This window comes from Streptomyces sp. NPDC127117, assembly GCF_042677325.1.
In the GTDB taxonomy this organism is placed as follows: Bacteria; Actinomycetota; Actinomycetes; order Streptomycetales; family Streptomycetaceae; genus Streptomyces.
In genome coordinates, this window is sequence record NZ_JBHXTM010000057.1 from 34,612 (window position 1) to 45,933 (window position 11,322).

General features: G+C 72.6%; 10 protein-coding genes. 7 read left to right on the forward strand and 3 right to left on the reverse strand.

The features are described 5' to 3' along the window. The first annotated feature begins 147 nt into the window (after positions 1-147). From ACFVH0_RS33845 to ACFVH0_RS33860, 4 genes are all read left to right on the forward strand, one after another. The gene (locus tag ACFVH0_RS33845; protein ID WP_385826517.1) at positions 148-1,401 is read left to right on the forward strand and encodes a sensor histidine kinase; all 1,254 of its coding nucleotides are present in this window, start codon (positions 148-150) and stop codon (positions 1,399-1,401) included. Continuing rightward, a complete protein-coding gene (locus ACFVH0_RS33850; RefSeq protein WP_385826519.1) occupies positions 1,389-2,048 on the forward strand; it encodes a LuxR C-terminal-related transcriptional regulator in 660 nt (219 codons plus the stop codon). Before ACFVH0_RS33845 ends, ACFVH0_RS33850 begins: the two co-directional genes overlap by 13 nt. Positions 2,049-2,074: 26 nt before the next feature. Continuing rightward, positions 2,075-2,710 carry a nucleoside/nucleotide kinase family protein gene (locus ACFVH0_RS33855; protein WP_385826521.1) on the forward strand — a complete coding sequence of 212 codons (636 nt, stop codon included), beginning with the start codon at positions 2,075-2,077 and terminating at the stop codon, positions 2,708-2,710. A 71-nt stretch (positions 2,711-2,781) separates the two neighbouring features. Continuing rightward, positions 2,782-3,909: an aminopeptidase P family protein gene (locus ACFVH0_RS33860; RefSeq protein ID WP_385826523.1), complete on the forward strand. Its 1,128-nt coding sequence runs from the start codon at positions 2,782-2,784 to the stop codon at positions 3,907-3,909. 38 nt (positions 3,910-3,947) lie between these two features. Here the strand turns inward: ACFVH0_RS33860 and treZ are convergent, their stop codons facing one another. Next, positions 3,948-5,720, reverse strand: a complete 1,773-nt coding sequence (gene treZ, locus ACFVH0_RS33865; protein ID WP_385826525.1) for a malto-oligosyltrehalose trehalohydrolase — start codon at positions 5,718-5,720, stop codon at positions 3,948-3,950. 169 nt (positions 5,721-5,889) lie between these two features. Between treZ and ACFVH0_RS33870 the strand changes: the two genes are divergently transcribed. After that, a complete protein-coding gene (locus ACFVH0_RS33870; protein WP_385826527.1) occupies positions 5,890-7,251 on the forward strand; it encodes a GH1 family beta-glucosidase in 1,362 nt (453 codons plus the stop codon). A 39-nt stretch (positions 7,252-7,290) separates the two neighbouring features. Then, positions 7,291-8,421 (forward strand): alpha-L-fucosidase, encoded by a 1,131-nt coding sequence (locus tag ACFVH0_RS33875; RefSeq protein ID WP_385826528.1) that lies wholly within the window; start codon positions 7,291-7,293, stop codon positions 8,419-8,421. Here ACFVH0_RS33875 and ACFVH0_RS33880 read toward each other — a convergent pair. Together ACFVH0_RS33880 and ACFVH0_RS33885 are read right to left on the reverse strand one after the other, a co-directional pair. Next, a complete protein-coding gene (locus ACFVH0_RS33880; protein ID WP_385826530.1) occupies positions 8,393-9,304 on the reverse strand; it encodes a GNAT family N-acetyltransferase in 912 nt (303 codons plus the stop codon). The two genes, ACFVH0_RS33875 and ACFVH0_RS33880, sit on opposite strands and share 29 nt — an antisense overlap. Positions 9,305-9,476: 172 nt before the next feature. Next, positions 9,477-10,430: a GNAT family N-acetyltransferase gene (locus tag ACFVH0_RS33885; protein WP_385826532.1), complete on the reverse strand. Its 954-nt coding sequence runs from the start codon at positions 10,428-10,430 to the stop codon at positions 9,477-9,479. A 230-nt stretch (positions 10,431-10,660) separates the two neighbouring features. On the opposite strand from ACFVH0_RS33885, the gene ACFVH0_RS33890 reads away from it, so the two are divergent. Continuing rightward, positions 10,661-11,227, forward strand: coding sequence for an FHA domain-containing protein (locus ACFVH0_RS33890; RefSeq protein ID WP_385826534.1), 567 nt, complete (start codon positions 10,661-10,663; stop codon positions 11,225-11,227). Positions 11,228-11,322 lie beyond the last annotated feature (95 nt).

The window sequence follows — 11,322 nt, forward strand, 5'->3', positions numbered from 1 at the left end:
GTCGGTTCCGACCTGCGTAAACGCTATGAACCGGGGGGCGGCCGGGCGAGGGTGCGCGATCCCGGACCGGGGGTGCAGCCAGCTCCACCGGAGCCCGGGGGAGGGCCCCACTCCGGTGGCCGAGCAGCCCCCGTAACGTGGTCCGTCATGAGCACCGCCCCCGCCCCGCTGACAACCGCCATCCGGCGTTCCTGGGATGCGTCGCGCTATCTGGCCACCGGCATCGCGGTCGCGCTGCTCGCGTATGTGAGCGCGTTCCTGGTGCTGGCGGTCCTGCTGTTCGGCGCCGTGCTCATCGGGCTGCCCGCGCTGCCGGAGGCCGCCAAGGTGCTGCGCCGGTTCGCGGAGTACGAGCGGCGCAGGGCGGCGAAGCGGCTGGGCATCGAGTTCACGCCGACGCCCTATCCGTCGCTGGACAGCGCCGAACTCTCCGAGCGGGTCCGTCGCGTACTCACCGACCCGACGGTGTGGCGCGATGCGCTCTGGCTGCCGCTCCAGGCGCTCATGGGCAATGCCGTCGGATACGTGGCGATGGTGCTGTGGCCGGTCGGGCTCCTCGTGGACGGCGCCGCGCTGCCGGTCGTGCACCTGCTGGACCGGCGGGCCGCCGACGAGTACGGAACACCGATGCCCGAGCGGCCCGGGTGGGTGCTGCGCTGGCACTGCGTACTCGCCGACCTGTCGGCCGGCTGGACCAGGTCCCTGCTCACCTCCTCGCCGTCCACCGCGCTCGCCGAACGCATCGACCAGCTGACCGAGAGCCGGGCCGGTGCGGTCGAGGCGCACGGCGCCGAACTGCGCCGCATCGAACGTGATCTGCACGACGGCGCCCAGGCCAGGATCGTCGCCCTGTCCCTGCGCATCGGTCTCGCCAGACAGCTCCTCGACAGCGACCCGGCCGCCGCGCGCGTCCGTCTGGACGAGGCGCAGGACGGCGCGGAGGCGGCCCTCGCGGAGCTCCGGCACGTCGTGCGGGGCATCCATCCCCCGGTGCTGACGGACCGTGGACTGGCCGGCGCGGTAAGGGCGTTGGCCGCCGACGCGGGCGTTCCCGTCACCGCGGAACTGGACGGTGTCGAGGACGGCCGGCGGCTCCCGGCCGCGATCGAGGCAGCCGCCTACTTCGTCATAGCCGAGGCGCTCACCAACATCAGCAAACACAGCGGTGCGACGGCCGCTGCCGTGCGCATCGCCCGTACCCCCGGCACCCTGAGGGTGACCATCAGCGACAATGGGCACGGCGGCGCGGACGAACGGCACGGCACCTCGCAGAACCCCTCCACCGGCAGCGGTCTGGTCGGCATCGGGCGCAGGATCGCCGCTCTGGACGGCACCACCCGCATCAGCAGCCCCATCGGGGGGCCGACGGACATCGAAGTGGAGCTGCCGTGCGGATCGTGATCGCCGAGGACAACGCGCTGTTGCGGGAGGGCCTGATCCTGCTGCTCACCAGCTCGGGCCACGAGGTGGTGGCCGACGCGGCGACCGGGCCCGAGGTGCTGCCCGCCCTGCTGGCACACCGTCCGGACGCCGCCGTGCTCGACGTACGGCTCCCACCCACCTTCCGCGACGAGGGGCTGCGTGCCGCGCTCGCCGCCCGCGCGGAGCTGCCCGAACTGCCGATCCTGGTGCTCTCGCAGTACGTGGAGGAGACATACGCCGCCGAGCTGCTCGCCAAGGGCGCGCAGGGCATCGGCTACCTCCTGAAGGACCGGATCGGCCGGGTCGACCAGTTCCTCCAGGCACTGGAGCGGGTGGCGGGCGGCGGCACCGCGCTCGACCCCGAGGTGGTGACCCAGCTGCTGACCCGCAAGTCGTCGGCCGAGCCGCTGCGCAGCCTCACCCCGCGCGAGCGCGAGGTGCTGGAACTGATGGCGCAGGGCAAGGCGAACGGCACCATCGCCGCCGAACTGGTCGTGACGGAACGGGCGGTGAGCAAGCACATCGGCTCGATCTTCGCCAAGCTCGGCCTGGAACCCGACGACGGCACGGTGCACCGACGGGTGCTGGCGGTACTGGCATACCTGGAGGGCAGGGGGGCGCGCTGACGCGTCGCGGCGGGACAATGCCCCGCATGGACACCAGCGAACCCACCGGGCCGGCGGCCCGAGCCCGCCGCCTCGCCGTCCCCGGCCACCGCCGCATCCTCGGCATCGCGGGGCCGCCCGGGGCCGGGAAGTCCACCCTGGCGGCCGAGCTGGTCGACACGCTCGACGGCCTCGCCGTCCTCGTCCCCATGGACGGCTTCCACCTCGCCGGGGCCGAACTGGAACGGCTCGGCCGCGCCACCCGCAAGGGCGCCCCCGACACCTTCGACGCCGCCGGGTACGCCGCCCTGCTCGGCCGCCTGCGCGCACCGGAGCCGGGCACCACCGTGTACGCCCCCGCCTTCGACCGGGCCCTGGAGGAGCCGATCGCCGGAGCCGTCCCCGTGCCCCCGGACATTCCGCTGGTCATCACCGAGGGCAACTACCTGCTGCACGACGAGGGCCCCTGGGCACCGGTGCGCGGACTGCTCGACGAGGTGTGGTTCCTGGAGACCGACCCGGTGCTGCGGGTACGGCGGCTCGTCGAGCGGCACGTGCGGTTCGGGAAGCCCAGGCCGTACGCCGAGCGCTGGGTGACACGGTCCGACGAGGCCAACGCCCGCCTGGTCGAGCGCGGCCGGACCCGCGCCGACCTCGTCGTACGGCTCGGTCCGGAATCCTGAGCCCCACTCGCGTCGCGCGGCCCGGACGGGCAGGATGCTGTGTGCCGTGTCGCGTCGCCAGGAGGTCCCGCATGTCCAGCCACAGCCAGCCCGTGCCGTTCACCGCAGACGACTACCGGGCCCGCATGGCACGCGCGGCCGACGCCGCCGCCGAGGCCGGGCTCGCGGGCGTACTGGTCGCTCCCGGCCCCGATCTCGTGTACCTCACCGGCTACCGGCCGGTGAACACCGAACGCCTCACCGTCCTCGTCCTCACACCGGGCCAGGACCCGGTCCTCGTCGTCCCCACGCTGGAGGCCCCGGACGCCGAGGAGGCCGTCGGCGCCCCGGCGCTCACCCTGCGGGACTGGACCGACGGCATGGACCCCTACGCCGTCACCGCCCCGCTGCTCGACGGCCGGGGCCGGTTCGGGATCAGCGACAACGCCTGGGCGATGCATCTGCTCGGGCTCCAGCGGACGCTGCCGGACACCTCGTACGTCTCGCTCACCGATGCCCTGCCGATGCTGCGCGCGGTGAAGGACGCCCACGAGCTGGAGCGGATCGCCGCCGCCGGAGCCGCCGCCGACGCCACGTACGGCGAGATCCTCAAGGTGCGTTTCTCCGGCCGCAAGGAGACCGACATCGCCGCCGAACTGGCCGGACTGCTCAAGCGGTTCGGGCACTCCCAGGTCGACTTCACGGTCGTCGGCTCCGGCCCCAACGGCGCCAATCCGCACCACGAGGCCGGTGACCGCATCATCGAGCGGGGCGACATGGTCGTACTCGACTTCGGCGGCCTCAAGCACGGCTACGGCTCGGACACCTCCCGCACGGTCCATGTCGGCGAACCCACCGCCGAGGAGCAGCGGGTCCACGACATCGTGCGGGAGGCCCAGGAGGCGGGCTGCAAGGCGGTCCGGCCGGGCGTCGCCTGCCAGGACATCGACCGGGCGGCCCGCGCCGTCATCACCGAGTTCGGCTACGGCGAACGCTTCATCCACCGCACCGGCCACGGCATCGGCGTCACCACCCACGAACCGCCCTACATGATCGAGGGCGAGGAGCTGCCGCTGGTGCCCGGGATGTGCTTCTCGGTGGAGCCGGGCATCTATCTGCCGGGCCGGTTCGGGGTACGGATCGAGGACATCGTGACCGTGACCGAGGACGGCGGCCGGCGCCTCAACAGCACGGCACGGGAGCTCGCGATCGTCGAGTAGCCGGACGCGGGGGCCCGGCCCGCCGCGCCCGAGCCCCCTCAGCCGTCGGCCAGCACCACGCACGACTCCGGCGGCAGATGGAGCAGCCCGTCGGCGCCCGGGGCCGCCACCGGCTCCCACGCCGCCACCACCCGGTCCCCGCCGCCCCGGCGCCGGCCACCGCCCAGCGGGATCGTGGCCGGTTTCTCGCCCAGGTTGACCGCGATCCGCAGATCGCCCCTGCGGTACGCCAGCCAGCGCGCCTGTTCGTCGTGGGCGGTGCGCACCGACGCCAGATCCGGGTCATGGAGGTCGGGCAGCGCACGGCGCAGCGCGATCAGCTCCCGGTACCAGGCGTGCAGACGGGCGTGCGGCTCCCGCGACGGTTCGGTCCAGTCCAGGCAGGAGCGGTTGCGGGTGGCCGGGTCCTGCGGGTCCGGAACGTCGTCCGCCGCCCAGCCGTGCGCCGCGAATTCCCGCCGCCGGCCGTTGCGGACCGCCTCGGCCAGCTCCGGATCGGTGTGGTCGGTGAAGAACTGCCAGGGGGTGCGGGCGCCCCACTCCTCGCCCATGAACAGCATCGGAGTGAAGGGCCCGGTCAGCACGAGGGCCGCGGCGCAGGCCAGCAGACCGGGGGAGAGCGTCGCGGAGAGCCGGTCGCCCAGGGCCCGGTTGCCGATCTGGTCATGGGTCTGGGCGTAGCCGACGAAGCGGTGGGCGGGCGTGCGGGCGATGTCGACGGGGCGGCCGTGGGTCCGGCCCCGGAAGCTGGAGTACGTCCCGTTGTGGAAGAACGCGCTGGTCACGGTCTTGGCGACGGCGGCCAGCGGAGCCTTGGCGAAGTCCGCGTAATAGCCCTGGGACTCACCGGTGAGCGCGGTGTGCAGGGCGTGGTGGAAGTCGTCGTTCCACTGGGCGTGCAGTCCGATGCCACCTGATTCGCGTGGGGTCGTGGTCCTCGGGTCACAGAGGTCGGACTCGGCGATCAGCGGCAGCGGACGGCCCAGTTCCGCCGCGAGCGTGTCGGCCGCCGCGGACAGCTCCTCCAGGAAGGTCAGTGCCCGGCCGTCGGCCAGGGCGTGGACCGCGTCCAGCCGCAGCCCGTCCAGCCGGTAGTCCCGGAGCCAGCCGAGCGCGCTGCCCAGCAGAAACGCCCGCACCTCGTCCGAACCGGGGGCGTCGAGATTGACCGCCGCCCCCCACGGCGTGTGGTGGGTCTCGGTGAAGTACGGGCCGAAGGCCGGGAGGTGGTTGCCGGACGGGCCGAGGTGGTTGTGGACCACGTCCAGCAGGACCGCGAGCCCGAGACCGTGCGCCGTGTCGACGAAGCGCTTCAGCCCGTCCGGTCCGCCGTACGGCTCGTGCACCGCCCACAGCGACACGCCCTCGTACCCCCACCCGTGGGTGCCGGGGAACGGACAGACCGGCATCAGCGACACATGGGTGACACCGAGCTCGGCGAGATGCCCCAGCCGGGCGGCCGCGGCGTCGAAGGTGCCCTCCTCGGTGTACGTACCGATGTGCAGCTCGTACAGCACGGCACCCGGCAGCCCCCGGCCCGGCCAGCCGCTGCGCCAATCGAACAACGAGTGGTCGACGACGGCGCTCTCGCCGTCCGGCCCGTCCGGCTGGCGCCGCGAACGCGGATCGGGGAGCACCCTCCCGTCGCTCCCGCCCCCGTCCAGGACGAAGCCGTAGCGGTCCCCGTCCGACGCCGGTGCCTCGGCCGTCCACCAGCCGGAGCGGGCCGGATCACGCTCCATCACCCGCGGCTCGCCCGCCAGCCGCAGCCCCACCTCGTCCGCATCCGGTGCCCATACCTCGAACAGCATGCAACGCTCCTCGTCTCATCGCCCCCGTGCCCCATCGTCGGCAGCGGCCACGATCACCTGCCCGCAACACTGGATCGAGCCCGTTACTGGCGATTAAGGTCTGGTTCTGATCATTGCCCCATCAGGTTCCGCTCAATACGCACTCCCTCGTACGGCTGTGGAGGCCGAGATGACTGTGCCGTCGTTCCCGCCCGGCTTCCTCTGGGGAGCCTCAGCGTCCGCCTTCCAGACCGAGGGGGCGGCCGACACCGACGGCAAGGGCCCGTCCGGCTGGGACGCCTTCGCCGCACAGCCCGGACGGATCAAGGACGGCACCGACACCACCCGCGGCACCGGATTCCACCAGCACTACCGCGAGGACGTCGCCCTGCTGGCCGGCCTCGGCGCCGACGCCTTCCGGTTCTCCGTCAGCTGGCCGCGCGTGGTGCCCGGCGGCAGCGGACCGGTCAACCCGCAGGGGCTCGACTTCTACGACCGCCTCGTCGACGAACTGTGCGCCCACGGCATCACCCCGGCCCCCACCCTCTACCACTGGGACACCCCGCTGCCGCTCGACGAGGAGGGCGGCTGGCTCAACCGGGACACCGCCTACCGCTTCGCCGAGTACGCCGGCATCGTCGCCGAACGCCTCGCCGACCGCGTGCCGATGTGGATCACCATCAACGAACCGGCCGAGGTGACGCTGCTCGGCTACGCCCTCGGCGAGCACGCGCCGGGCCGCGCCCTCCTCTTCGACGCCCTGCCCGCCGCCCACCACCAGCTCCTCGCCCACGGCCTCGCCGTGCGCGCGCTGCGCGGCGCGGGCGCCGACAACATCGGCATCGCCGTCTCGCACACCCCCGTCTGGACCGCAGGGGACCGTGACGAGGACCGGCTGGGCGCGGAACTGTACGACACCATCACCAACTGGATGTTCGCCGACCCGGTCCTCACCGGCCGCTACCCCGACGAGAACATCGCCGCACTGATGCCGGGCCCGGTCGAGGACGACCTCACGACCATCTCCACCCCGCTCGACTGGTACGGGATCAACTACTACAACCCCACCCTCGTCGGCGCCCCCGACACCAGCGCCCCGGAGACTTTCTCCGGCTACCGGATGCCCCCCGAACTCCCCTTCGGCATCCGCGAGATAGAGGGTTACGAGAAGACCGACTTCGGCTGGCCCGTCGTCCCCGACGGCCTGCGCGAAACCCTCGTCCAGCTCCACACCCGCTACGGCGACCGGCTCCCCCCGCTCTACATCACCGAGAACGGCTGCGCCGTCGACGAGCCCGCCGAGGACACCCGCCGGATCGCCTACCTCGAAGGACACCTGAGGGCCCTGCGCACGGCCATCGACGCCGGGGTCGACGTGCGCGGCTACTTCACCTGGTCGCTCACCGACAACGTCGAATGGACCGAGGGCGCGAGCAAGCGCTTCGGCCTGGTCCACATCGACTACGAGACGCTGCGCCGGACCCCCAAGGACTCCTACGCCTGGTACCGCGACCTGATCCGTACGCAGAAGACGGGCAGTCCGGCACAATGACCTGACGAACGGCCCCCCGGGTGATCCATACTTCGCGGCATGGTTGCTTCATGGTGGTCCCGGGCCGGCCTCGGGATCTTTGTGCACTGGACGCCCGCCTCCGTGCCGGGCTGGGCCCCGCCGTACGTTCCCGCGGCCGAACTCCCCCTGGCCGGGCGCCGTTCGCCGCTCGGCTGGACGTCGTACGCCGAGTGGTACGAGAACGCGCTCCGGTTCCCCGGCAGCCCCGTCGAGGCCCACCACCGCGCGACCTACGGCAGCCGCCCGTACACCGCCTTCGGGGGCGACTTCAACGACGCCCTGGAGACCTGGGATCCCACCGCATGGGCCCGCGACTTCCGTGCGGCGGGCGCCCGTTACGCCGTTCTCGTCACCAAGCACCACGACGGCTTCTGCCTCTGGCCCTCCGAGGTCGCCAACCCGCACCGGGCCGGCTGGCACACCACACGTGACGTCGTCGGTGAATTCGCCGAAGCCGTACGGGCCGAGGGGCTGCGGTTCGGCATCTACTACTCCGGCGGACTCGACTGGACCTTCGACGACCGCCCGATAGGGACCGGCGCGGACACCGTCTCGGCCGTCCCGCGCGGCCGCTACCCGGCCTACGCGGGCGCCCAGTTGCGCGAACTGATCCGCCGTCACCACCCGGACATACTCTGGAACGACATCGCCTGGCCCGGCACGCGCACCGATGTCCAGCGGATCGTCGAGTTCTACCGCTTCACCGTCCCGCACGGCGTCGTCAACGACCGGCTGCTGCCCCGCGCACCGCTGTGGCGCGCCCTGTCGCTCCCCGGCGCCAAGGCCCTGTACAACACCTGGGAACGCCGCACCATCACCCGAGGCGACGGCTTCGTACCGCGCCGGCCCCCGTACTACGACTTCCGAACCCCGGAGTTCGCCCGTTACACCGGCCCGGACCCGTACGAGATCACCCGCGGCATCGACCACGGCTTCGGCTACAACCGCAACTCCCCACCCGAGGCGTACCTCGGCCGCGAGGCCCTGGAGTCGCTGGTACGGGAGACGGCGGCCCAGGGCGGCAATCTGCTGCTCAACGTGGGGCCGCGCGGCGAGGACGCGAAGATCCCCGCCGCGCAGCGGCTCCGCCTGGAGTGGCTGGCGGAACCAGCTCCTGAACTCACACGAGATGGACGCGTTCCTGGCTGATGCGATGACCGGCCTTCGCGAACGCGGCGGCCATCGGCACATTGCCCCGGTCGGTGGCGCCCGCGACGAACTCGGCACCCTCGGCCGCGAGGAAGTGGGTGCACTCCGCGAGCAGGTCGTACCCGTAGCCGTGACCCCGCTGCTCGGGCACGACACCGATGAAGCCGACGCACGGGCCGGACGGGTTGTGGGCGGGCACCTGGATGCCGGCCAGTTCACCGCCGGCGGTGTACGCCAACTGCCACCAGGAGCGCGGTGAGGGGCACCAGTGGAAGAATTCGAGCTCCTCCCGCGCCGCCTGCTCCAGACCGCCGGGGCCCTCGATGGCCTTCCGGGCATGGGAGTCCAGTGTGACGGAGTGGACCCGGCGCAGCACATCGAGGATCACCTCGTCGTCCGGCTCGGGCCGGAACTCCAGCCGCCCCGGCCGCTCGGGCAGGCCGAACTCCGGTGTCCACCTGTAGCTGTACCGCTCGACCAGCGGCTTCATCCCGGCCGCGCGGGCGGCGGAGATCCGGCCCTCCGCGGCGGCCCGGACGTCGGGCCGCTCCCGCCAGTCGGCGGGCAGGATCAGCTCGTACTCGGCGTGCAGCGGCGTGCGGCGCAGCAGTTCGGCGCCCGCCGCCTCCTCGCCGTCGGCGAAGTCGAACCAGTTGAGCAGCACCGGTTCGGTGTCGTCGGGCCCGGCCCACCAGGCGGCACGGGCCACCACGACACCGTCGCGCAGGGCGACCCAGGTCCACTCGGGGCGGTAGTCGCCGCCGTTGTCCGCCGTGGCGTACCGGTGCCCGAACGCGGCGCGGCCGACGAGATCACGGCCCCGCATGGTGTGGAAAAGGTGTGCGTCGCTCTCGGTGAGCGCGCGGATGACCAGATCGGTCATGGAACAGTCCTCCGGAAGAAGCGGTGCGCTCCCGGTCAGACCGAAATCGCCCGGCGAACGGGACGGGAGCGCGGGAACGAAATGGTGGGTGTACGCACTGTTCTCGCCTCCTTCCTCGGTTCCGGGGCGGGGTCGTCACCGTAACCGGCTGTCCGGCGATCCGTCCACCGAATCAGTCCCAGACCATGTCGAAGGAGCGCTCGAAGTTCACGTACCCGAGCCGTGCGAAAGCCTTGGCCATCGGGACGTTGCCGAGGTCGGTGGCGGCCCGGACGCGTTCCACACCGTCTTGCGCGGCCAGCACCCGGGTGCCTTCGGCGAGGATGTCGTCGATGTAGCCGTGGCCGCGGTGGGCGGGCAGCACACCGATGTACGCGACGATCGGGTTGTAGTCGTTGCGGGCCGGGATCACGAAGCCGACCGGTTCACCGTCGGGCAGCTCGGCGATCCGCCACCACTCGCGCGGTGTCCGGTACTTCGCCAGCTCCTGGTCGTAGTGCTTCTCGGCGGCCGCACGGGCGCTGAGCCCGGACGCCAGATCGGCCTGCCCGTGGGCGTCCAGGGTGCCCTCCATCACCGGTGTCATCAGCGCGAGAAGATCCTCGCGCCCGTCGACCGGGCGGAACCGGAGCCGGCCGCTGCCGGCGGGGACCGGCGTACCGGCGCGCCACTCCAGACGGAGCCGCTCGACCAGCATCCGCGCACCGGAACGCTCCATGACCCGGATCCGGGACTCGACCGTGTCGCGGACGGCCGGGTCCTCACGCCAGTCGGCCGGTACGAAGCGTCCGTACTCGGGCCGAGGGGCACCGGCCGGCACGACCGCGGCCGTCGCCGTCTCCAGCAGCTTCAGGCCCGCCTCGCCGCGTTCGGGCTCGGGCAGGGTGTCGTCCAGGTCGAAGAAGTCGAGGAGCAGCGGCGCCTCCCCGTTCTGGCTCCACCACGCGAGCCGTGCCACCACCTGCTCGCCGCGCATCGCCACCCACATCCACCCGGGCCGGCGGCGCCCGCTCCCCAGGTCGTCGGCGAGTTCGTGATCGAGGGTGTACGACAGCCGGAGGAAGAGCGCCAGCTCCTCGGGACCGGCGAGCGGACGGATGGTCAATTCCTGTGGTGCACGGGTCACACAAGCTCCTTGAAGCGCGCGGAAGGGCCCCGCGGCGAATGCCGGGCGGGCCCGCGGCGGGAGACGGTAGCAGCGTCCTCGCGGCCGTGCGCGGGGATATCCGCGGCGGTGCCCGCGCGGGTGCCGGCGGGACGTGACGGGCGGGTGCCGGAGAGGTGCGCCGCTCAGGCCGGGGCGGAGCGCGGGCACGTTCTGGACACTCCGGGGCGGTCGGACCGACAATTGGCCGCGTGACGTCCTCCTTCGAGTCCCACACGTATCCCGTGCGGCTGTCCGACGCCCAGCGCGACCGTGTGCTCGGCGTACTCAGAGACGGCGCGGCACAGGGCAAGCTCTCCCACGACACCTTCATGCGGCGCATGGAGCTGGTCCTCACCGCCCGCCGCCCGGAGGAGCTGGAGGCGCTCACCGCCGACCTGGAGAGCGAGGGCCGCTGGTCCCGGCGGATACTCCGGGTCGTCAGCGGGGTGTCCGGATTCCCCGGCCGGGTACGCCGGGTCTGGCAGACCGAACGGCTCCCCAAGCTCCTGCTCCCGGCGCCGAGCCCGCACCCGCTGCGGATCGGCCGCGATCCGGGAAACGGTCTGCGGCTCAACCACGAGACCGTCTCCCGGCTGCACGCGGAACTCACCGCGCAGGGCGGCCGCTGGCTGCTGCGCGACCTCGGCTCGACCAACGGCACCTGCGTCAACGGCCAGCGGGTCACCGGCACGGTCCCGGTCCGCGACGGGGACCAGGTGAGCTTCGGCCGGATGAGCTTCCGGCTCTCCGCGCCCGTCCTCGGACCCCCTGCCTGAGAGCCGGCCGAGCGCCCGCCCAGGGCGCGGCCGAGCGCCCGCCGGAGTCGGTCGAATGCCAGGGCAGCCCGTCGCCGGGGCCCCGGCGACGGCCC